The sequence below is a fragment of the Aeromonas sp. 160P genome (assembly GCF_055193095.1).
Window position 1 is genome coordinate 4115207 of record NZ_JBUXKV010000001.1, and the last position, 22381, is coordinate 4137587.

The 22381-nt window shown below is 56.4% G+C and carries 19 protein-coding genes; 2 read left to right on the forward strand and 17 right to left on the reverse strand.

What is annotated here, in order from left to right; all coding sequences use genetic code 11:
- Positions 1–111: 111 nt before the first annotated feature.
- The gene (locus tag ACY8FN_RS19065) at positions 112–1542 is read right to left on the reverse strand and encodes an alanine/glycine:cation symporter family protein (RefSeq protein WP_463100914.1); all 1431 of its coding nucleotides are present in this window, start codon (positions 1540–1542) and stop codon (positions 112–114) included.
- Positions 1543–2242: 700 nt separating this feature from the next.
- Here ACY8FN_RS19065 and tal point away from each other — a divergent pair.
- On the forward strand, positions 2243–3193 hold the full coding sequence (gene tal, locus ACY8FN_RS19070) for a transaldolase (protein WP_068976798.1): 951 nt from the start codon (positions 2243–2245) through the stop codon (positions 3191–3193).
- A gap of 158 nt (positions 3194–3351) precedes the next feature.
- Positions 3352–3534 carry a DUF3545 family protein gene (locus ACY8FN_RS19075; RefSeq protein WP_042020087.1) on the forward strand — a complete coding sequence of 61 codons (183 nt, stop codon included), beginning with the start codon at positions 3352–3354 and terminating at the stop codon, positions 3532–3534.
- 222 nt (positions 3535–3756) lie between these two features.
- Here the strand turns inward: ACY8FN_RS19075 and accA are convergent, their stop codons facing one another.
- The 16 genes from accA to tsf form a co-directional block, all read right to left on the reverse strand.
- Positions 3757–4707 (reverse strand): acetyl-CoA carboxylase carboxyl transferase subunit alpha, encoded by a 951-nt coding sequence (gene accA / locus ACY8FN_RS19080; protein WP_042020086.1) that lies wholly within the window; start codon positions 4705–4707, stop codon positions 3757–3759.
- 16 nt (positions 4708–4723) lie between these two features.
- Positions 4724–8203 (reverse strand): DNA polymerase III subunit alpha, encoded by a 3480-nt coding sequence (dnaE, locus tag ACY8FN_RS19085; protein ID WP_463100915.1) that lies wholly within the window; start codon positions 8201–8203, stop codon positions 4724–4726.
- A gap of 38 nt (positions 8204–8241) precedes the next feature.
- Complete coding sequence (gene rnhB, locus ACY8FN_RS19090) at positions 8242–8832, reverse strand: ribonuclease HII (protein ID WP_101319770.1); 591 nt, start codon at positions 8830–8832, stop codon at positions 8242–8244.
- A 97-nt stretch (positions 8833–8929) separates the two neighbouring features.
- Positions 8930–10069 carry a lipid-A-disaccharide synthase gene (gene lpxB, locus ACY8FN_RS19095; protein WP_463100916.1) on the reverse strand — a complete coding sequence of 380 codons (1140 nt, stop codon included), beginning with the start codon at positions 10067–10069 and terminating at the stop codon, positions 8930–8932.
- Positions 10062–10853, reverse strand: a complete 792-nt coding sequence (gene lpxA, locus ACY8FN_RS19100; protein WP_101319767.1) for an acyl-ACP--UDP-N-acetylglucosamine O-acyltransferase — start codon at positions 10851–10853, stop codon at positions 10062–10064. The genes lpxB and lpxA overlap by 8 nt, the downstream gene beginning before the upstream one ends.
- Positions 10854–10858: 5 nt before the next feature.
- Positions 10859–11320 (reverse strand): 3-hydroxyacyl-ACP dehydratase FabZ, encoded by a 462-nt coding sequence (gene fabZ / locus ACY8FN_RS19105; RefSeq protein ID WP_042020081.1) that lies wholly within the window; start codon positions 11318–11320, stop codon positions 10859–10861.
- A gap of 24 nt (positions 11321–11344) precedes the next feature.
- Positions 11345–12364 carry a UDP-3-O-(3-hydroxymyristoyl)glucosamine N-acyltransferase gene (lpxD, locus tag ACY8FN_RS19110; protein WP_101319773.1) on the reverse strand — a complete coding sequence of 340 codons (1020 nt, stop codon included), beginning with the start codon at positions 12362–12364 and terminating at the stop codon, positions 11345–11347.
- A gap of 3 nt (positions 12365–12367) precedes the next feature.
- The gene (locus ACY8FN_RS19115) at positions 12368–12880 is read right to left on the reverse strand and encodes an OmpH/Skp family outer membrane protein (RefSeq protein WP_042020080.1); all 513 of its coding nucleotides are present in this window, start codon (positions 12878–12880) and stop codon (positions 12368–12370) included.
- Between the two features lie 149 nt (positions 12881–13029).
- Positions 13030–15561, reverse strand: a complete 2532-nt coding sequence (bamA, locus tag ACY8FN_RS19120) for an outer membrane protein assembly factor BamA (RefSeq protein WP_463100917.1) — start codon at positions 15559–15561, stop codon at positions 13030–13032.
- A 34-nt stretch (positions 15562–15595) separates the two neighbouring features.
- Complete coding sequence (rseP, locus tag ACY8FN_RS19125; RefSeq protein WP_068976801.1) at positions 15596–16948, reverse strand: sigma E protease regulator RseP; 1353 nt, start codon at positions 16946–16948, stop codon at positions 15596–15598.
- On the reverse strand, positions 16948–18141 hold the full coding sequence (gene ispC / locus ACY8FN_RS19130; protein WP_463100918.1) for a 1-deoxy-D-xylulose-5-phosphate reductoisomerase: 1194 nt from the start codon (positions 18139–18141) through the stop codon (positions 16948–16950). The genes rseP and ispC overlap by 1 nt, the downstream gene beginning before the upstream one ends.
- A gap of 67 nt (positions 18142–18208) precedes the next feature.
- Positions 18209–19066, reverse strand: a complete 858-nt coding sequence (locus ACY8FN_RS19135; RefSeq protein WP_463100919.1) for a phosphatidate cytidylyltransferase — start codon at positions 19064–19066, stop codon at positions 18209–18211.
- 27 nt (positions 19067–19093) lie between these two features.
- Entirely contained in the window at positions 19094–19870 is a 777-nt protein-coding gene (gene uppS / locus ACY8FN_RS19140) for a polyprenyl diphosphate synthase (RefSeq protein ID WP_068976803.1), read from the reverse strand.
- A 72-nt stretch (positions 19871–19942) separates the two neighbouring features.
- Positions 19943–20500 carry a ribosome recycling factor gene (gene frr, locus ACY8FN_RS19145; protein WP_042020072.1) on the reverse strand — a complete coding sequence of 186 codons (558 nt, stop codon included), beginning with the start codon at positions 20498–20500 and terminating at the stop codon, positions 19943–19945.
- Positions 20501–20601: 101 nt separating this feature from the next.
- Complete coding sequence (gene pyrH, locus ACY8FN_RS19150) at positions 20602–21336, reverse strand: UMP kinase (protein ID WP_042020071.1); 735 nt, start codon at positions 21334–21336, stop codon at positions 20602–20604.
- A gap of 71 nt (positions 21337–21407) precedes the next feature.
- Positions 21408–22289 carry a translation elongation factor Ts gene (tsf, locus tag ACY8FN_RS19155; RefSeq protein ID WP_101319760.1) on the reverse strand — a complete coding sequence of 294 codons (882 nt, stop codon included), beginning with the start codon at positions 22287–22289 and terminating at the stop codon, positions 21408–21410.
- Positions 22290–22381: the final 92 nt, after the last annotated feature.

Genomic DNA, 22381 nt, shown 5'->3' on the forward strand with positions numbered 1-22381 from the left:
ATGCCCCCATTACCTGTTGCACTCAGCCCTTGCAACCACCCAGCTAATCGGAACATAGCCAATAAACAGGGGGCGCCATCCGCACCCCCCTTTCATCGACTTTGCAGATTATTATTTTTGGGGTGAATTGTCCCAAATCCCCGCTTCCAGCTGGGAGCGGATCTCCGGGTACTTGTTGGCATCGAAGGTCGGTACCTTACCCAATCTGAGCTGATCGTTGTAATCCTTGGCCAGCTTGATCGCTACCCCTGACAGCAGCAAGATCGCCACCAGGTTGACGATAGCCATCAATCCCATGGAGACATCGGCCATGGCCCACACAATCGGCAACTCACCCACGGCACCGAACATCACCATACCCAGCACGAACACCCGGAACAGCATCAGGCCGCCCTTGTGGTTGTGCTCAAGGAACACCAGATTGGTCTCGGCATAGGAGTAGTTCGCCACGATTGAGGTGAACGCGAAGAAGAAGATAGCGGCCGCAATGAAGATATTGCCGCCATTGCCAATCTGGGAAGAGAGTGCCCGCTGGGTCAGCTCCACCCCTGTCACACCGGAACCCGGCTCAAACTGACCGGACATCAGGATGATGGCGGCGGTACAGCTACAGATGACGATGGTGTCCATAAAGACCCCCAGCATCTGCACATACCCTTGAGAAGCCGGGTGCGGCGGATAGGGCGTCGCAGTCGCGGCGGCGTTGGGGGCAGACCCCATCCCCGCCTCGTTGGAGAAGAGACCGCGCTTGATGCCGTTGATCATCGCCTGGGAGATGGCGTAACCCATGGCGCCTGAGCCAGCCTGCTCAATCCCGAAAGCGGACTTGATGATCAACATGAAGACATGGGGCAGCTCGGTGATATTCATCGCTACGATCACCAGCGCCAGCAGGATGTAGGCAAGCGCCATCACCGGCACCACCAGCTCGGCAAAACGGGCAATGCCACGAATGCCACCGAAGATGATGAGGCCGGAGAGCGCCACCAGCGCCAGACCGCTGACCCAGTCAGGAATACCGAACGCCACCTTCATCGCCAGACTGATGGAGTTGGCCTGCACCGCATTGAATACCAGACCAAACGCGAGGATCAGACAGAGCGAGAACAGCACCCCCATCCAGCGCATACCCAGGCCCTTCTCCATGTAATAAGCCGGGCCGCCACGGTAGTTGCCATCCTCATCCTTAACCTTGTAAAGCTGGGCCAGGGTGCTTTCGACGAAGGCAGTTGCCATGCCGATAAAGGCGATCAGCCACATCCAGAAGATGGCACCGGGGCCACCCAGATAGATGGCAACAGCCACACCGGCCAGGTTGCCGGTGCCCACGCGGGCGGCAAGACTGGTGCAGAGCGCTTGAAAAGAGGAGATGCCAGCATTATCAGATTTACGGCTGTTTTTCAGCACGGAAAACATGTGGCCAAAGTGACGGATCTGGATAAAACCCAGTCTGAAAGTGAAAAAGATCCCGACCCCGATCAGCAGGTAGATGAGCACAGCTCCCCACATCAGGTCGTTTAGCATCGCAATCAAGGTGTCCATAATTCTCTCGTTGTTATTCACATCCATGGTCAGTCTGCGCTGACCGTTTTCTGTCTGTTGTTTAATTAGCGTTTCGCTAAAGGGGCGGAATCTAGCATAGCGAAGGAGTCCAGAATAGTGATCCCGATCACTGTGGACACAAAAAACGAACGGTAAACGCTCATAAAGCGCCATTTAAATCGCAAACTTTCAACAAATCCAATAATTTAATCAGGCACGCCAGGGTGGAGTCTCATAAGAAAACCATTTTATCTCGCGCTGATGAGTTATTTGCAAAGGCAAACGCTTGCCTGAAATGGCTTTCAAATGGGGATATTTTGCCAAACGTTTTCCTAGTAATAAAATTACAAGTAGGTGATGCAGTAATTTATGTGATCGGCGACACAAATATGAATATTGGCTAAAAAAGTTGATCTGCAAGCAAACCGGAAAAGCCCCGCAGAAAAATACAAAAAACCTTATTAATCATATAGTTTCTAGCACTAAAACGGTATGACCCGAGCGCTTGGATATTTAACAGCCAAGTGCCCCTATTGCAGGATGCACCACATAAGTATTAATTAGGCAGGCAATGACGATGGGTCACCCCCATCGCGCTTTTCTGAGCCTGAGGCATCAAGATCCTGTAATTTTATTTCAGAACCACCGTCTCAAGCCCGCAACCCAGGGATGACTCCCTCATTAAGAGATGATATTCGCTATGGCCGATAAATTAACCCAGCTGAAAGCCCTGACCACTGTTGTTGCCGACACCGGTGATATCGAAGCCATCAAACGCTATCAGCCCATCGATGCCACCACCAACCCCTCTCTGGTTCTGAAGGCCTCCGAGATCCCCGAGTATGCTCCGCTGATCGAAGACGCCATCAAGTGGGCCAAAGCCCAGAGCCAGGACAAGGCACAGCAAATCATCGACGCGGGCGACAAGCTGGCCGTCAACATCGGTCTGGAAGTGCTGAAGATCGTTCCGGGCCGTATCTCTACCGAAGTCGATGCCCGTCTCTCCTTCGATACCGCTGCCAGCATCGCCAAAGCACGCAAGCTGATCCGTCTCTACAACGAAGCGGGTATCAGCAACGACCGCATTCTGATCAAGCTGGCCTCCACCTGGGAGGGGATCCGCGCCGCCGAGGTACTGGAGAAAGAGGGTATCCAGTGCAACCTGACCCTGCTGTTCTCCTTCGCTCAGGCCCGTGCCTGTGCCGAAGCCGGTGCCTTCCTGATCTCCCCGTTCGTGGGTCGCATCCTCGACTGGTACAAGGCCAAGCACAACCGTGACTACACCCAAAGCGAAGATCCGGGCGTGGTCTCTGTCACCGCCATCTACGACTACTATAAACAGCACGACTACCCGACCGTGGTAATGGGTGCCAGCTTCCGCAACACCGGCGAGATCCTGGAACTGGCCGGTTGCGACCGCCTGACCATTGGCCCAGCGCTGCTGGAAGAGCTGAGCAAAGCCGAAGGCGCCGTGGTACGCAAGCTGAACTACACCGGTGAGCGCAAGGCGAAACCGACCCCGATGACCGAAGCCGACTTCCGCTGGGAACTGAACCAGGACGCCATGGCTCACGAGAAACTGGGTGAAGGCATTCGCATGTTTGCCATCGACCAGGGCAAGCTGGAAACCATGCTGGCAAGCCGCCTGTAATCGGTTCATTTTTCTGGTAAAACCGGGTGCCTGATAAGGCGCCCGGTTTTTTTTATCGACTTTTCCAGCCTTGTCATAACCCTGTAAAGAAAACGTTTTACTTTCAACTTCGTTATGTTATACGGGTGATGAAAACGATAAAAACCAAGGAGGGAGCCATGGAAATGTTCAACTTCGATTATGACGAGGTAGTTGAGCTCGGTTCACGTAGCCGCGGGACAACGGGAAAGAAACGTAAATGGCGTGAAATCGAAGCGCTCAAAGACAAACAGCGCTTGCAGAAGGAGCTGCAATCTATTGATATCGCGTATGAAGGTCTGACAGACGAGTTTCAACTGTAACAGCACCTGACACCGACAAAAGCGCCCCAATCAACGGGGCGCTTTTTTATGTCTGCTGGGTAACATCCAATCCCTCTCACGCAAGCCTGCTACAGCTGTCATGAAACACTGACAAAACGGGTGACAAGCCACCCGCAGCATTAGGCCGGATGGGCGCTGCCAGTAATAAAAAACCCCCGTTGATAACGGGGGTTCCAGTGCTTGATGCGCTAACGGCAGAGCTTAACAGTAACCGTAGCCCAGCAGGCGCTGGTAGCGCTGCTCCAGCAGTTGCTCGGTATCGAGCGGACGCAGGGCATCCAGATCCTGCTTGATGCGCGCCTTGAGATTCTTGGCCATCTTTGCCACATCGCGGTGAGCACCACCCAGAGGCTCATCGATCACATGGTCGATCAGCTTGAGCTCTTTCAGACGCGGGGCAGTAATGCCCATGGCTTCAGCCGCCACCGACGCCTTGTCGGCGCTCTTCCACAAAATGGAGGCGCACCCTTCCGGCGAGATGACCGAGTAGGTGGAGTACTGCAGCATATTGACGCGATCACCCACGCCGATAGCCAGGGCACCACCCGATCCACCTTCACCGATCACGGTGCAGACCACCGGCACAGTCAGACCGGCCATCACTTTCAGGTTGCGGGCAATCGCTTCGGACTGGCCACGCTCTTCTGCACCCACACCCGGGTAGGCACCCGGGGTGTCGATAAAGGTGATGATCGGCATCTTGAAGCGCTCGGCCATCTCCATCAGACGCAGGGCCTTGCGGTACCCTTCCGGACGCGGCATACCAAAGTTACGCTTGATCTTCTCTTTGGTCTCGCGACCTTTCTGCTGACCAATCACCATCACCGGCTCGCCATCGAGACGGGCGATGCCGCCAACGATAGCCTTGTCGTCGGCATAGGCGCGATCACCAGCCAACTCATCGAAGTCAGTGAAGATGTGCTCGATGTAATCGAGGGTGTAAGGACGCTGAGGATGACGCGCCATCTGGGATACCTGCCAGGCCCCCAGATCGCTGAAGATCTTCTTGGTCAGCTCTTCGTTTTTCTTCTCCAGCCGGCGAATGTCGTCGTTGAGATCGACAGCACTGTTGTGCTCACTCACATGACGGAGTTCATCAATCTGCGCCTGCAGCTCGGCAATCGGCTGTTCAAAATCCAGAAAAAGACTCATAGGGCCTATAGATCCTCTAATCAAAAACCAATTCCACCCGCTCTCGTCCAAGCAGGACGCGCAAGTCATCTATCAGTTGATCGGTGGGCGTCACCCGCCACTCGGTACCGAGCGTCAATCGCACCCGGGAACCGGGGCGACGATAGTTTACCTGAACCGGACAGACTCCGGCACGGGCGGGCTCCAAAATCTCGCACAAACGCGGGAAAAAGCGATCATCAATTCGCTGTTCATCGAGGGAGATGCGAATTGCTCTGGCAAAACGCTCCCTCGCATCGTTGATATCCAGTAATTCACGGGCCGACATTTTAAGGCCACCGGAGAAGTCATCAAAGCTGACCTGTCCAGAAACCACCAAAATACGGTCTTTTTGCATCAATTCTTCATATTTTTCCAGCGCTTCACTGAACAGGGTCACATCGAGACGACCGGAACGGTCGTCCAGGGTGAAGATCCCCATCTTGTTGCCACGCTTGGTCACCATGCTACGGGCCGCAATCACCAGCCCCGCCGCCGTGGTAACCGTATCGCGGGAGGTGGGATGCAGATCGCACAGGCGACCGGAGGTATAACGCCGCAATTCACTGCTGTACTGGTTGATCGGGTGGCCGGTGAGATAGAGCCCGAGGGTCTCGCGCTCCCCTTCCAGCCACACCTTGTCAGGCCAGTGCGGCACGTTGGCAAACGCCTTCTTGACGTCGTCAATCTCTTCGGTGAGCACGCCGAACATATCGACCTGACCAACCGCTTGCGCCTTGGCGTGTTGCTCGGCAGCGCGCATCGCCTCCTCCAGCGTCGCCATCAGGGCAGCGCGGTGGGGGCCGAGCCGATCCATGGCGCCAGAGTAGACCAGCTTTTCCATCACCCGCTTGTTGATCTTCTTGATGTCGACCCGATTACAAAAGTCGAACAGATCGCGAAACGGGCCATCCTGATCCCGGGCACTGAGAATGGCATCGATAGGGCCTTCACCGACCCCTTTCACCGCACCGATGCCGTAGACGATATGGCCATCTTCGTTGACGCTAAAGCGATAGCGACCGGTGTTCACATCCGGCGGGATCACGGTCAGCCCCATCCGCTGGCACTCGTCTACCAGGGTCACTATCTTGTCGGTGTTGTCCATGTCGGCGGTCATCACCGCCGCCATAAACTCGGCCGGGAAGTGGGTCTTGAGCCACAAGGTCTGGTAAGAGACCAGCGCATAGGCGGCGGAGTGGGATTTGTTAAAGCCGTAGCCGGCAAACTTCTCCACCAGATCGAAGATCTTGACCGCCAGCTCGCCATCAACGCCGTGTTTAATGGCCCCTTCCTCGAAACCGGCGCGCTGCTTGGCCATCTCGGCCGGATTTTTCTTACCCATGGCCCGGCGCAACATGTCGGCGCCCCCCAGGGTATAACCCGCCAGCGTCTGGGCAATCTGCATCACCTGCTCTTGATAGACGATGATGCCATAGGTGGGCTCGAGTATCGGCTTGAGGCTCTCGTGCTGCCATTTTTCATCGGGATAAGAGATAGCTTCCTGACCGCGCTTACGATCAATGAAGTTATCCACCATGCCTGACTGCAGCGGGCCCGGTCGAAACAGCGCCACCAGAGCGATCATGTCTTCAAAACAGTCTGGCTGCAGCCGCTTGATCAGATCCTTCATGCCGCGGGATTCGAGCTGGAATACCGCTGTGGTCTCGAACCGCTGCAACAGGGCGAACGACTTCTTGTCATCGATGGGAATGGCGGCGATATCAACTGGCGGCTTGCCCTCTTTGGCAAGGCGCGGGTTGATCATCCCCAAAGCCCAGTCGATGATGGTTAGGGTACGCAGACCTAAGAAGTCGAACTTCACCAGTCCGGCGTACTCCACATCGTTCTTGTCAAACTGGGTAACCGGATGATTGCCCGAGTCATCGCAATAGAGCGGTGCAAAATCGGTGATCTTGGTGGGCGCAATTACTACACCACCAGCGTGCTTGCCGGCGTTACGTACCACCCCTTCCAGCCGGCGCGCCATGTCGATGAGGTCTTTGACCTCCTCGTCCTGCTCATAAAGCTCGGGCAGTTTGGGCTCAGCCTCGAACGCCTTGGCCAGGGTCATGCCCGGATCTGGCGGGATCAGCTTGGAGATCCTATCGACAAAGCCGTAGGCGTGGCCCAGCACCCGGCCCACGTCCCGCACCACCGCTTTGGCCGCCATGCTGCCGAAGGTGATGATTTGCGACACCGCATCCCGACCATACATCTCGGAGACGTGCTCAATCACCTCATCGCGCCGATCCATACAAAAATCGACGTCGAAGTCGGGCATGGATACCCGTTCGGGGTTGAGGAAACGTTCGAACAGCAGGTCAAATTCCAGCGGGTCGAGGTCGGTGATCTTGAGGGCGTAGGCCACCAGGGAACCCGCACCCGAGCCCCGGCCAGGCCCCACGGGAATGCCGTTGTCCTTGGACCACTGGATAAACTCCATCACGATGAGGAAGTAACCCGGGAAGCCCATCTGGTTGATCACTTTCAGCTCGATATCGAGACGCTCATCGTACTCGCCGCGCTTGGCGGCCCGTACTGCGGGATCCGGGAACAGAAATTCGAGACGCGCCTCGAGCCCCTCTTGCGACTTGGCCACCAAAAAATCTTCGGTGGTCATGTCGCCGGTCGGGAAGTTGGGCAGGAAGTATTCGCCCAGACGCACCGTTACGTTACAACGCTTGGCGATCTCGACCGTGTTCGCCAGCGCCTCGGGGATGTCGGCAAACAGCTCGCACATCTCCTCCTGACTACGCAGGTACTGCTGGGGGCTATAACGGCGCGGGCGACGCTTGTCCATCAGGGTGTAGCCATCGTGGATGGCAACCCGGATCTCGTGGGCATCGAAGTCCTCGGCGTTGAGGAACACCACCTCGTTGGTGGCCACCACCGGCAAGGCGAACTCGGTGGCAAGGGCCACCGCCATATGCAGATAGGCCTCTTCGTCGGGGCGACCGGTACGCAACAGTTCAAGATAGTAAGCATCGGGGAAATGGGCTTGATAGAAAGCCAGCGACGACTCGGCCATCTGCCGGTTGCCCTTGAGCATGAACTTGCCTACATCTCCCTCGCGGCCACCGGAGAGGACGATAACCCCCTTCGCGTGATCGGCCAGCCAGGCTTTGTCGATGACCGGACGCCCCTGCACATGACCACGCTGATAGCCATGGGAAATAAGCAAGGTGATGTTCTGGTAACCGTCATTATTCATGGCAAGCAGGGTCAGACGAAACAGCTCATCACCCAGCTCATCGCTCTGCACCAGGAACTCGGCACCGACGATTGGTTTGATCCCCTTGCCGTGGGCCGAGCCATAGAAGCGCACCAGACCACACATGTTCATCTGGTCGGTCAGTGCCAGTGCCGGCATGTGATTGGCCGCAGCAGCCCCGACGATGGGGCCTATCTTCTGCAGCCCATCGACCATAGAGAAGTCGGAGTGGACCCGCAGGTGGATAAAACGGGGTTCAGCCATCGTCATACCTTCTCGTTGCTCAAGCTAAATTGCATGGTCTACTCGATCCCCAGTGCGCGGCGCACCGGTTTAAAACTTTTACGATATTGCGGCAAAGGGCCAAGCCTGGCCAGAATGGCGAGGTGCTCAGGGGTAGGGTACCCCTTGTGGCGGGCAAAACCATAGTCGGGATGACGGCTGTCCAGCTCGGTCATCTCCGCATCGCGGGTCACCTTGGCCAGAATGGAGGCGGCGCTGATGGCGGCCACCAGGCTATCTCCCTTGACCACGGCGCGCGCTTCCATCGGCAATGCCGGGCAGCGGTTGCCATCGATAAAGACCAGTTCGGGCGTCACGTTCAGCCCCGCCACGGCGCGCTGCATCGCCAGCATGGTGGCGTGCAGGATGTTGAGCTGGTCGATCTCCTCCGGGCTGGCGCGACCGATGGCCCAAGCCAGCGCCTTCTCCTTGATCTCGTCAAACAGGGCAAGACGTTTCTTCTCGGAAAGCTTCTTGGAATCAGCCAGCCCGATGATCGGATTGGCCGGATCAAGAATGACCGCAGCGGTCACCACGTCACCCACCAGCGGGCCGCGGCCCACTTCGTCCACACCGGCAACCAGCTTGTCGTCAGGAATATCGATCATCATCTTGCCACCTTGAATCAAAACAGGCCCCGCAGGGCCTGGCATAACGTCGACGATGTGCCGCTGCGACGCGCAGCACAATCGGCCGTCCGGGAGAGGGTTATCTACCGAGCAAGTCGGCTACCGCGTCGGCAGCCTGCAGATCCGCATTGCAGCGAATGCGCTGGTGCAACTCGGTGAAGGTATTGACCAGTTGGCTATTGTCATGCTCAAACAACTTGCTCACTTCAACCACCAGATTTTCAGGGGTGCACTCGTGCTGCAGCAACTCGGGCACCAGCATGCGACCCGCCAGCAGGTTGGGCAGCGAGACAAACTCGGTTTTCACCAAGCGCTGGGCCAGCCAGTAGCTGAACGGTTTGAGCTTGTAGCCCACCACCATCGGCTTTTTCACCAGCATGGCTTCGAGCGCGGCAGTGCCGGAGGCCAGCATCACCACATCAGCGGCGATCATCGCCTCGCGCCCCTGCCCCTCTAACAACACCATGTCGAGATCCGGCGCCAGCTCGGCCTTGATGGCCATAAACTGCTCACGTCGTTGCTGATTGACCAGTGGCACCAGAAAACCGAGATCAGGGTAACGCACCGTCAGGTGCTTGCACGCCTCAAGAAACAGGGGGGACATAAAGCCCACCTCGGCGCTGCGACTACCCGGCAGCACCGCCAGCCAACGACAATTGGCATCGATACCCAGCTTGCGACGCACGGCGGCCTGATCCGGCACCAGCGGAATATCATCCGCCATGGTGTGGCCAACAAAGCGGCAAGGGGCATCGAAACGGTCGTAGAAGGCTTTCTCGAACGGCAGGAAGGCGAGCACCATGTCGGTGGCAGCCTTGATCTTGTGAATGCGATTCTGACGCCAGGCCCACACAGAGGGGCTGACATAGTGAACCGTCTTGATACCGGCGCGGCGCAGTTTCAGCTCCACCCCGATATTGAAATCCGGTGCATCCACGCCGATGAAGATATCGGGCGGATTGGCAATAAAGTGGCGCAGCAGTTCACGGCGAACCTTGAGGATGCGTGGCAGACGGCCAAGTACCTCGGTGATCCCCATGACGGAGAGCTCTTCCATCTCGAACAGCGCTTTGACGCCGAGGGCCTGCATCCGCGGCCCGGCAATGCCTTCGAACTGCGCATCCGGATAGCGCGCTTGCAACTCGCGCACCAGACCGGCGGCCAGAATATCGCCGGAGACTTCTCCGGCGACGATACCGATGCGAACCGGATCAGGCACGGATAATCCCGCGCTCGTTATCTTTGAGGAAATCAACGTACAGCTGAACCGCCGGTTCACTGGCCGCCATCTCGATCAACACCGGCAGCACCTCTTCGACGGTCTTGCCAGAGCGGAAGATCTCTTTGTAGGCGCGCTTGACGGCGGAGATCGCCTCTGGCGAGTAACCACGGCGACGCAACCCTTCGGAGTTGACGCCAAACGGCTTGGCATAGTTGCCCGCCGCCATCACATAAGGCGGTACGTCTTTGTTCAGGGCGGCGCAGCCACCGACAAAAGCGTGGGAGCCAACACGGCCGAACTGGTGGATGGCAGAAAGCCCACCAAAGATCACGAAGTCACCGATCACCACATGGCCCGCCAGGGTGGCGTTGTTGGCGAAGATGCAGTTATCACCGATGATGCAGTCATGGGCAACGTGCACGTTGACCATAAACAGGTTGCCACTGCCCACCTTGGTCAGACACTGATCCTGAATGGTGCCACGGTGGAAAGTGCAGTTCTCGCGAATAACGTTGTTGTCGCCAATCTCGAGAAAGGTGCGCTCGCCAGCGTACTTCTTGTCCTGGCAATCCTCACCGATGGAGGTGTGCTGGAAGATCTTGTTACCGCGACCAATCTTGGTCGGGCCCTTGATCACCACATGGGAAGCGACCCAGGTGTTATCGCCGATTTCAACCTCGGCGCCGATGACAGAAAAGGGGCCAATTTCAACCCCTTTACCAATCACGGCAGACTCATGGACGATAGCAGTATCGTGAATGATGGCAGTCTGGTCGATCACGTGTATTAAACCTCGCGTTTTGCGCACATCAGTTCGGCGGTACAGACCACTTCACCATTAACGGTGGCAACACCGGTGAACTTGGCAATGCCGCGACGCTCTTTCAGAAACACCACATCGAGCACCAGCTGATCACCGGGGCCGACCGGACGCTTGAAGCGAGCGTTATCGATTGAGGCGAAGTAATAGAGTTCGTTGGGCGACGGCTTCCCCACCATAGTAAAGGCCAGAATACCGGTGGCTTGTGCCATCGCTTCCAGGATCAATACCCCGGGGAATACCGGTTTGGCCGGGAAGTGTCCCTGGAAGATCGGCTCGTTGAACGAGACGTTCTTGATGGCACGCAAGGTTTTGCGCTCATCACTGATTTCGTAATCGTCAACCCTGTCCACCATCAAAAATGGATAACGGTGGGGCAGCAATTCCATAATTTCCTGGATCCCCAGGCTCTTCTTTTCAGTAGTCAAAACAGCACCCTATGCCAATCGTGATTATTCTTGAACCAGCTTCTTCTCAAGCTTGCTTAACCGCTTGTGCATCTCTTCGATACGCATCACCCGGGCGGCGGTCTTGCGCCACTCTTTATTGGGTTGCAGAGGAATACCTGAGGAGTAGACACCGGGCTCAGTGATGGGTCGCATTACCATGGACATACCGGTCACGGTCACCTGGTCGCAGATCTCCATATGCCCGTTAAAGACAGCAGCGCCGCCAATGATACAGTATTTGCCGACTTTGAGACTACCAGCCATAGTGGTCGCGCCTGCGATGGCGGTACCGTAACCGATCTCGACGTTGTGAGCGATCTGGCACTGGTTGTCGATGATAACGTTATCGGCGATGCGGGTATCTTCCAGCGCACCGCGGTCAATGGTGGTACAAGCACCAATCTCGACCCGATTGCCGATGGTCACACCACCGATTTGGGGGATTTTGATCCACTCGCCACGTTCATTGGCATAGCCGAAACCATCGGCGCCGATCACTGTGCCGGATTGAACCAGACAGTCGGTGCCCATGGTGACATTGTGATAGAGGGTCACATTGGCCCATAACCGGGAGCGCGCTCCCAGCCGGGTCTGTTGACCAACAAAACAACCCGGACCAATGCGGACATCATCTCCCAGCACCACGCCAGATTCGATCACTGCATTGGCCCCGATGGCCACTCTCTCGCCCAGCTGCACATCCGCCGCAATCACCGCGCTCGGATGGATATCCGTGGCCGGTTGCGGGGTGGTGTCCAGCAATTGGGCTACCTTGGCAAAGCCCACATAAGGGTCTTTGAGCACCAGTGCATGGGTGGGACAAAATGGCAAATCCGCCTCTGTAATGAGCACGGCGCTCGCCTTGCTCTGCTCCAGATAATGCCGGTATTTTGTGTTGGAGAGGAAGGTAATCTCACCCTTCCCGGCCTTTTCCAGTGTCGCTACCTTGCGGATTTCCACGGTTCCATCGCCATGGATCTCGGCCCCCAGTTGCTGGGCCAGCTGTGCGAGAGTGAATGCCATCAATTAGTTGCTCTTGCTTACCTGAGAAATAACCTGACCAGAGATGTCCAGCTTGCTGGCGGCGAACGGGGCGGCATTGCGCTCCAGCACCAGATCGTAACCATTGCTCTTGGCGATGGAATCGATGGCAGCCTGTACCTTGGTCAGGATCTTGTTGCGCTCTTCAGACTGACGGCGACCGTTGTCCTGTTCAAACGCCTGACGCTTCTGGTTGAACTCCATCTGCAGCTTGGCCAGTTTCTCCTGATTCTGCTTCTTCTGCTCGGCGCTCATGAAGGCTTCATCTTTACGGAACTTTTCAACCAACTTCTGGCCATCCTGTTCCAGTTTTTGCAGCTCACGCATACGCGGCTCGAATTCGCCTTTCAGCTTGGCGGCTACCGCTTCACGCTGGGGCAGCTTTTGGAAAACTTCACCCATATCAACCACGGCGATCTTGGTCTCAGCGAAGGCAGAACCCATGCCGGCAGCCATCAGTGCAAAGCTCAAACCAGCTACTTTCAACGCTTTATTCACACTTACTCCTTGTTCCCTCATGGTGAGGGCTACCTGATTTACCTGATTATGCAAGCGGCGTTAAGACCGTCTTGTTACCTGCTGAGGCACGCATAGCGCGCGTCCCATCATTACCTGCCCCCACCCCATGGCTGGGGGCGATACACGATTTAGAAGGTACGACCGATGTTGAAGGAGAAGACTTCGGTGCGATCCCCCTCGTATTTCTTGATAGGTTTAGCCAGGGCGAATACCAACGGGCCCATCGGCGACAACCACTGCAGGGAGACACCGGCAGAGACCCGGATGTTGCCCGGGTTAGAGTAGTCCTGACTCAAATAGTTGCAATCAGCACCTGCTGCGCAAGGGTATGCCCCGTTGGCAAAGTCAGTGCTCCAGACAGTACCTGCATCAATAAAGGCCGTGGAACGGATCTGCGGGCGATAGGTCTCGGAAACGAACGGGGTCGGGAACACCAACTCGAACGATGCAACCGCCAGCGCATTACCACCGACCGAGGTATCAGAACCTTCATAGCTGCCGGTTTCACACGGTTGATCACCGGTACAACCTGGCGTTCCCGGTTTGCTGTAAGTCTTGTAGATCGCCTTGGGACCAATGGTATTGCTCTTGAAGCCCCGCACCGTATCGAAACCACCGGCATAGTAGTTCTCGAAGAACGGCAGCATGGAGTCATCGCCATAGCCATTACCGTAGGAGACTCGCCCCTTACCGATCATTACCCAGTTGTGATCTGCATCGAGCGGGAAGTAGTGGGCATCTTCGGCGGAGAGCTTGTAGTACTGCAACTCCATGCCCGGTACTGTCACCTTGGCATTGATCCGCTGACGATCACCGGAAGTCGGGAACATCCCCTTGTTCAAGGTGGAGCGGGTCCAGCCAGCGGTCACATCGACGGTTACGAAGTCAAGGTTGGAGCCATCCTGAGAGTAGACATCCCAAAACTGATCCATCTGCACCGACTGACGGTTGTCGTTCCACTGATCCCAGCAGTAGGTATTACCGTCTGACTCCGGGTTATCCTTCAAGCAATCCTGATAGTTCTGGGCGTTGAATGAGGGACGACTCAGCTTGGAGCTCTCAATACCGGTACTGAAGTCGAGACGGTTGAACTCGTTGACCGGGAAGCCGCTGGAGAGACGGAAACCGATGGTTTCGTTCTCGTAATCGACGATATCCGCATCGTCAGCACGGAACTGGTTGTAGTAAACCCGACCACCGAGACTGACACCATCCACGGTGAAGTAAGGGTCGTTGTAGCTCAGATCAACGTTCTTGGAGTAGTCGTTGGTGCTGGCGTTGATAGAGACCTTTTTGCCGGTCCCCATAAAGTTGTCCTGGGAGATCCCCGCCTGCAGGCTCAGACCCGACTCGGTGCCGTAACCGATACCGGCGTTGATGGAACCGGCTGGCTGCTCTTTGACCTTGAAGTCCAGGTCTACCAGATCGTCGTTGCCCGGTACCCGTTTGGTATCTACTTCAACACTCTCGAAGTAACCAAGACGGTTGAGACGGCTCTTGGACTGCTCGATGTTGTCGGAAGAGAGCCAGGTGCCTTCCATCTGGCGCATCTCGCGGCGCAGCACCTGATCTTCAGTGGTGGCGTTGCCGTTGAAGTTGATATTGCGCACATAGACACGGGGGCCCGGCTCCACGTTGACGATCAGCTCCACTTCTTTGGTCTGGTCGTTAACTTGCGGGAAGGTAACCACTTTCGGATAGGCATAGCCATAACGGCCGAGGAACTTGGAGAGCACCTCTTCGGTGTGAGTCACCTGACTGGCGGAGTAGGTGCTGCCAGCAGTGATTGGGATCAACCCTTTCATCTCGCTACCGCGATCGATGAGATCACCCTTGATTTGCACGCCAGAGACCTTGTACTGCTCCCCTTCCTTGATGTTGAGGGTCACGTAGACCCCCTTCTTGTCCGGGGTCATGGAGACCTGGGTGGACTCCTGGCTAAAGCGGATATAGCCACGATCCATGTAGTAGGAGCGCAGGGTCTCGATATCACCGGCCAGTTTCTGCTTCTGATAGCGCTGATCGGCGGTGAAGTTCCACCAGGGCACTTCGTCGCGCAGGGAGAGCTGGGCAATCAGCCGCTCTTCTGCAAACGCGCTGTTACCGACGATGTTGATCTGTTCGATCTTGGCCGCTTCCCCTTCCACGAAGGTGAACTTGAGATCGACCCGGTTGCGCGGCAACGGGGTGACGATGGCCTTGACCTTGGCGGAGTATTTGCCCACGCCGTAGTAGAAATCTTCCAGCCCCTTCTCGAGTGAAGTGAGCACGGTGCGATCCAGCGGATCACCCACACGGATACTGGAGGACTCCAGACTCTGGGTCAGTTGCTCCTCTTTGATATCCTTGTTGCCGGCAAACTCGATGCTGGAGATGGTTGGACGCTCCTTGACCATCACCTGCAATACCTGGCCATCCCGATAAACCTTCACATCCTCGAAGTTACCAGAGGAGTAGAGTTTTTTGATGGCGCTGGCCAGGGCCATGGAATCGACGGTATCGCCGACCCGGATCGGCAGATTCAACAGTGCGGCACCCAGAGTCACCCGTTGCAAACCGTCGACCTGGATATCTTGCACCACAAAAGAGGCAGGGGCCGCCTGGGCCAGGAAACTGGCACCCAGCAGGCAACTCAACACCAATGCTTTTTTAACAGCCATTTTGTTCTTATGTGTCCTTGTTGATGCTCTGGCCTCAGAGGCGAGCGAAATCGTTAAACAGCGCAATGCCCATCAATAACATCAGAATGGCGGCGCCAATCCTGAAACCCACTTCCTGTATTTTGTCTGATACCGGCTTGCCGGTGACCGCTTCGATCAGGAAATAGACCAGATGACCACCATCGAGTACCGGTAAGGGGAACAAGTTGATGATCCCCAGATTGACGCTGATCAGCGCCAGAAAACTCAAGAAATAGACCAGACCATAATCGGCACTGCTACCAGCGCCTTTGGCAATGGAGATGGGACCACTGAGGTTATCCAGCGACACTATGCCAGCAACCAGCTTGCCAATCATGTCAAAGGTGAGGGTGATCAGACTCCAGGTCTTGTCAGCCCCCTGCCACAGCGCCTCTAACGGCCCATACTGTAACAGAATTCGATATTCATCCGGTAATGGAACCAGTTGCGGCGAGAGACCGACAAAGCCGACCATTTGACCCTGTACCTTCTTGGTATCCGGGGTCACGGTCACGGCCAGATCACTGTTATTGCGCTCGACCACCACTTGCAACGGTTCACCCGGTGCCTGTTGCACCCGTTCGACAAACTGGGCCCAAGCAGTGATCGGCTCATCACCAACCTGTTTGATGCGATCGCCGACCTGCAGCCCCGCTTTTTCACTGGCACTGTTGGCCACCACGGCGGCGACCACCGGCAGCACTTTGCCACTGAGGGGGACTATCCCTAGGCTGCCAATGGGAGACTCTTTATCCGGATCAAAGGTCCAGCTCGCCAGTGACAACACTTTGTCAGTGGTATAGCTGGTATCGGGTGACTGCACCTTGAGAGTGACAGCATCATCCCCAAGATGGCTGATAAGGGCATAGGTCACACTCTCCCAGTCACCGGTCTGCTCATCGCCGACCCCGACAATCTCCATCCCGGGCAACACGCCAGCCTCGGCCACGATGGAGGCAGGGCGAACCTCGCCAATCACCGGCTTGACACTCGGCACCCCGATGAGAAACATCAGCCACAAGGCAAACAGGGCAAACACAAAGTTGGCAAACGGGCCTGCCGCGACAATCGCCATCCGCGCCCAGACACTCTTGTGATTGAAGGCGTACTGCTCATCACCGGGCTTGAGCTCATCGACCCGGCCATCGAGCATCTTGACGTAGCCACCAAGGGGAATGAGTGCCAGCACATATTCGGTGCCATCTTTGCCCATCCGGCGCCAGATAGCCTTGCCAAAGCCGATGGAGAAGCGCTCAACCCGAACACCGCAACGGCGGGCAACCCAGAAATGGCCAAACTCATGAACCGCAACCAATAAGCCAAGGGCGATAACAAAAGCACCAATATTCCACAAAACTCCGCCCATCAGCCAAGCTCCTCAATCAGGTTGTGAGCACGGGCTCTGGCCGCACCATCCAGGGCAAACAGATCATCGAGCGAACTGACGGCACTGCTTTCCAGCGCCAGCATGACGGTTTCGTTGATCCGGGCTATCTCCATAAAACCGATACGCCCGGCCAGGAAGGCGGCAACAGCCTCTTCGTTGGCGGCATTGAGCGCAGTAGTCGCCGCTTGCCCCTTCTGGCAGGCATTGATGGCCAGCGCCAGACAGGGGTAGCGATCGTAATCAGGCCGGATAAAGCTGAACTCTCCGACACTGAAGAAATCCAAAGGTTCCACACTGGAGGGGATGCGATTGGGGTAAGCGAGTGCATGGGCAATGGGGGTGCACATGTCAGGGTTGCCAAGCTGGGCCAGCACAGAGCCATCCTTGTACTGCACCATGGAGTGGATCACCGACTGCGGGTGGATCACTACCTGGATCTGCTCGGGGGCGGCATTGAACAGCCAGCGCGCCTCGATATATTCGAGCCCCTTATTGATCATGGTGGCGGAATCCACCGAAATCTTGGCCCCCATCGACCAGTTGGGGTGCGCGATGGCCTGCGCCGGCGTCACCTTGGCCAGCTCGCCGATCTCGGTGTACCGGAACGGGCCGCCGGAACCAGTCAGCAGGATCTTGCTGATCCCTGCCGCCGCCAGATCGCAAAAACCGGGTTCACGCTGCACTGCCGTCGGCAGGCACTGAAAAATTGCATTGTGTTCGCTGTCGATAGGCAGCAGTTCAGCACCGTACTCACGCACAGCGTTCATAAAGAAAGCACCGGACATCACCAGCGCCTCTTTATTCGCGAGCAGGATCTGCTTGCCAGCCCGCACCGCCGCCATGGTGGGCGCCAAACCCGCAGCACCGACGATGGCCGCCATCACGCTGTGGGCATCGGGGTGAGCCGCCACATCGCAAAGAGCAGCAGCGCCTGACATCACCCGGGTGGCACTGCCGTGGGTCTTGAGGCGACTGGCCAGTTCACGGGCAGCCTCTTCATCGACCATCACCGCGAAACGGGGAGCAAATTCGAGACAATCCCGCAGCATGGCATCCACGCTGCGGGCAGCGGTCAACGCCAGCACTTGCCAACTGCCCGGATTATGGCGCAGCACCTTGAGGGTACTCTGACCGATGGAGCCGGAAGCTCCCAGAATCACCAGGTTGCGCATCAACACTCCTGCGTCAATAACAGTTCAATAGCGCTCTGTGCACGCGACACCATCAGCAAGCTGAACATCAAAACTCCTGACCAAGTAGCAGATAACTGAGCAGAAATACCGGCAGGGCAGCAGTCAGGCTGTCGATCCGATCGAGAATACCGCCGTGACCAGGCAGCAAGGTGCCAGAATCTTTAATGCCCGCTTCCCGCTTGAACATACTTTCCGTCAGATCGCCGAGCACCGACGCCAACACTGCCAGCAGGGAGCAAAACAGAATAATCCCCATCTTGGCAGGCACAAACCCCATCCACCAGGTGACACCGATGGCCAGCAGGCTGGCGGTGAAGAGGCCACCACACATCCCTTCAATGGTTTTACCCGGGCTAACGGCCGGTGCCAGCTTGTGTTTGCCAAACGCCTTGCCGAAAAAATACGCGCCAGAATCTGCCGCCCAGACCAGTCCCATCACGAATAGCAGGATCCAGGCGCCCATCATGGGGTCATGGTAAAAGTTGTAACCACGAATGGCGACCAGCGACCAAAAGAAGGGCACCAGGGTCACCAGACCAAACAACGACTTGAGCCAAATCGACTCTTTCCACAGTTTGGCGCTCTGGGGATAGCGCAGCACCAACAGCAGACCCAGCAACCACCAGCTCACCGCGGTCCAAAGCACCCCCATCACCAACGGGTGCAGGTGGGGTGTCCAGAGCTGCTCCACCGGCAGCCAGAACAGACTGGCACCGAGTAACAGGCAAAACACTATGGGTAACCATTGCTGCGGGGTAGCAAAGACAAACCCGCTCCATTCACGACTGGCCAACAAGAACACCAGCGCAGCCAACAGGGCAAAAAATTTCAATGGCAGAAAGAAAAGCGCCCCCAACACCAGGGGGATCAACATCAAAGCAGTAATAATTCGTTGTTTTAGCAAAAGAAACCTCTCTCTTGGGAGCGGGGTTTAGCCGGTCTGCTGCTCGGCGATCAATTCCCGTATCTGTTCACCCGTACAGCCAAAGCGACGCTCGCGGGCCACGAAGGAGGCAACTGCCTCACTGAACTCGGCCTCGTTGAAGTCAGGCCACAATACCGGGGTAAAATAGAGCTCGGCATAAGCGAGCTGCCATAACACAAAGTTGCTGATGCGATGATCACCACCGGTACGGATCAACAGGTCCACCGGCGGTAAATCGGCCATGCAAACCTCACGGGTCAACATGGACTCATCAATATCATCGGCAGCCAGTTCACCGGCTGCCACGGCCTTTGCCAGCCGGCGGGCCGCTTGAGCGATATCCCACTGGCCGCCATAGTTGGCCGCAATATTCAGGGTCAAGCCCTTGTTATTGGCGGTCAGGGCCTCTGCCTTGGCGATTTTGGCCTGCAACCGCTCACTAAAGCGAGCAGTATCACCAATCACCTTGAGCCGGATCCCGTTGTTGTGCAGTTTCTGCACTTCCCGGCTCAATACCGCGATGAACAGCTCCATCAAGGCACTCACTTCCCCCGCCGGACGACGCCAGTTTTCGCTGGAGAAGGCAAACAGGGTCAGCGCATCTATTTTGGCCCGCGCGGCAAAGGTGACGGCCTCACGCACCGACTTGACTCCCGCCTTGTGGCCATAAACCCGCATCTTGCCACGGTTTTGGGCCCAGCGGCCGTTACCGTCCATGATGATGGCCACGTGACGGGGCAAAGACGAGTTGGCACAATCACCCAACGCAGCCAAAAGTGACATGTAATTCTCCTACAAAGACAAAAGCGCCGTGCAGGGGCACTACACGGCGCTCGTAATATACCTTTCGAAGGCTTAGATTTCCATTAGCTCCTTCTCCTTTACGGCAAGGGCCTCATCGACCAGCTTGACGTAGGAGTCGGTCAGCTTCTGGATCTCTTCCTGGGCACGACGGTCGTCATCCTCGGAGATCTCTTTGTCTTTCAGCAGCGCTTTCAGATCAGCGTTGGCATCACGACGGATGTTGCGTACCGCAACACGGGCATTTTCCGCTTCGCCACGAACGATCTTGGTCAGGTCGCGACGACGCTCTTCTGTCAGAGCAGGCAAGGGAACGCGCAGGGTCTGGCCATTGCTGGACGGATTCAGGCCCAGATCGGAGGTCAGAATTGCCTTCTCTATCGCCTGGATCATCGAGCGGTCAAAAATGGAGATGGAGAGGGTGCGAGCATCTTCCGCAACCACGTTGGCCAACTGCTTCAGCGGAGTGGCAGAACCGTAGTACTCAACCTGAATACCATCCAGCAAGCTTGGATGAGCGCGGCCAGTGCGGATCTTGGACATCTGGGTCTTGAGCGACTCTACGCTCTTGCCCATACGGTCCTTGGCATCGTTTTTAATCTCGTTGATCACAGTGATTTTCCTTTTGGCGAACGAGCCGTCACACGGCTCGTGTCTATCTTATTTACTGACGTGATGGATAGGATAAGAGCGCCTGGTGGCTTGCCGTTATCTTACTTACCAACGTGGTGGATCAGCGTGCCTTCCGGCTCACCCATGATAACCCGACGCAACGCACCCGGTTTGTTCATGTTGAACACCCGGATCGGTAAATTGTGGTCACGCGCCAGGGTAAACGCAGCAAGATCCATTACCTTGAGCTCTTTTTCAAGAACTTCATCATAACCCAGTTCATGATACAGCACGGCATCCGGATTCTTAACCGGATCCTCGTTGTATACACCATCGACCTTGGTGGCTTTCAGCACCACGTCAGCTTCGATCTCGATACCACGCAGGCAAGCCGCAGAATCGGTGGTAAAGAAGGGGTTGCCAGTACCGGCAGAGAAGATCACCACTTTGCCGGCGCGCAGCTGGCTGATAGCCTCGGCCCAGCTATAGGAATCACAGACGCCCTGCAGGGAGATGGCCGACATCAGACGGGCATTCACATAAGCACGATGCAGGGCATCACGCATGGCCAGACCGTTCATCACGGTAGCCAGCATACCCATGTGGTCGCCCACCACGCGGTTCATGCCCGCTTTGGCAAGACCGGCACCACGGAACAGGTTGCCACCACCGATGACCAGACCGACCTGAACACCCAACTCAACCAGTTCCTTGATCTCTTGGGCCATCCGCTCCAGCACCGCTGGATCAATGCCAAAACCCTCGGATCCTTGCAGGGCTTCACCACTCAACTTCAGAAGAACACGTCTGTATGCAGGCTTGGGATTGGTACTCATGTCACTGATTCCTGGTCATATAAAGACCGCGACATAAGTCGCGGTCTGGGGAAACGGAAAAACCGGTTCGATTAAGCCTTCTGAGCGGCCGCGACTTGAGCTGCTACTTCAGCAGCGAAATCGTTCTCTTGCTTCTCGATGCCTTCGCCCACTTCGAAACGGGTGAAGGAGACAACGTCAGCGCCTTCTTTCTTCAGCAGCTCGGCAACGGTCATGGAAGGATCCTTCACGAACGGCTGACCAGTCAGGGAAACCTCACCGGTGAACTTCTTCATGCGGCCTTCAACCATCTTCTCGGCGATCTCTTTCGGCTTGCCGGAGTTGATGGCGATGTCGATCTGAATTTCGCGCTCTTTGGCAACGACTTCAGCAGACACGTCTTCAGGCTTGACGAACTGCGGGCTGTTGGCAGCAACGTGCATGGCCAGATCTTTGGCCAGCTCGCTGGAACCACCGGTCAGCTTGGTGATAACACCAATGCGGGAACCGTGAACATAGGTACCCAGGTTGTCACCTTCAACCAGCATCACGCGACGCAGGTTCATGTTCTCACCGATCTTGGCGATCAGGTTGGTAACGGTCAGCTCGACGGATTCGCCGTTACCGAAGTCAGCCGCTTTCAGGGCATCGATGCAAGAAATTTTCTGGGTCGCAGCGATATCAGCGATCTTCTGGCCCATTGCCATGAAGCTGGCATCTTTGGCGACGAAGTCAGTTTCGCTGTTCAGCTCGATCATGGCAGCGATGTTGCCTTCGGTACGGGCGAAAATAACGCCTTCAGCAGCGATACGACCGGCTTTCTTGGCGGCTTTGGCCTGACCAGATTTACGCATGTTTTCGATTGCCAGCTCGATGTCGCCATTGGCTTCAGTCAGTGCTTTTTTGCAATCCATCATGCCAGCGGCGGTGCGCTCGCGCAGTTCTTTTACCAGGGCGGCGGTAACGATAGACATTCCAGTTTCCTCGGTCTTCAATTGACAAGAAACAGGGGCCACAAGGGCCCCTGCTAACCAATTTACATCAGCTTGGTTAATAAGGGCTTTAC

Coding starts and splice junctions, on each gene's coding strand:
- pyrH (WP_042020071.1), bottom strand. CDS start 21,336: ATGAGTACCAATCCCAAGCCTGCATACAGACGTGTTCTTCTGAAGTTG.
- ispC (WP_463100918.1), bottom strand. CDS start 18,141: ATGCGCAACCTGGTGATTCTGGGAGCTTCCGGCTCCATCGGTCAGAGT.
- dnaE (WP_463100915.1), bottom strand. CDS start 8,203: ATGGCTGAACCCCGTTTTATCCACCTGCGGGTCCACTCCGACTTCTCT.
- rnhB (WP_101319770.1), bottom strand. CDS start 8,832: ATGATGATCGATATTCCTGACGACAAGCTGGTTGCCGGTGTGGACGAA.
- uppS (WP_068976803.1), bottom strand. CDS start 19,870: ATGTCACTTTTGGCTGCGTTGGGTGATTGTGCCAACTCGTCTTTGCCC.
- accA (WP_042020086.1), bottom strand. CDS start 4,707: ATGAGTCTTTTTCTGGATTTTGAACAGCCGATTGCCGAGCTGCAGGCG.
- ACY8FN_RS19075 (WP_042020087.1), top strand. CDS start 3,352: ATGGAAATGTTCAACTTCGATTATGACGAGGTAGTTGAGCTCGGTTCA.
- ACY8FN_RS19065 (WP_463100914.1), bottom strand. CDS start 1,542: ATGGACACCTTGATTGCGATGCTAAACGACCTGATGTGGGGAGCTGTG.
- tal (WP_068976798.1), top strand. CDS start 2,243: ATGGCCGATAAATTAACCCAGCTGAAAGCCCTGACCACTGTTGTTGCC.
- tsf (WP_101319760.1), bottom strand. CDS start 22,289: ATGTCTATCGTTACCGCCGCCCTGGTAAAAGAACTGCGCGAGCGCACC.
- bamA (WP_463100917.1), bottom strand. CDS start 15,561: ATGGCTGTTAAAAAAGCATTGGTGTTGAGTTGCCTGCTGGGTGCCAGT.
- rseP (WP_068976801.1), bottom strand. CDS start 16,948: ATGGGCGGAGTTTTGTGGAATATTGGTGCTTTTGTTATCGCCCTTGGC.
- lpxD (WP_101319773.1), bottom strand. CDS start 12,364: ATGGCATTCACTCTCGCACAGCTGGCCCAGCAACTGGGGGCCGAGATC.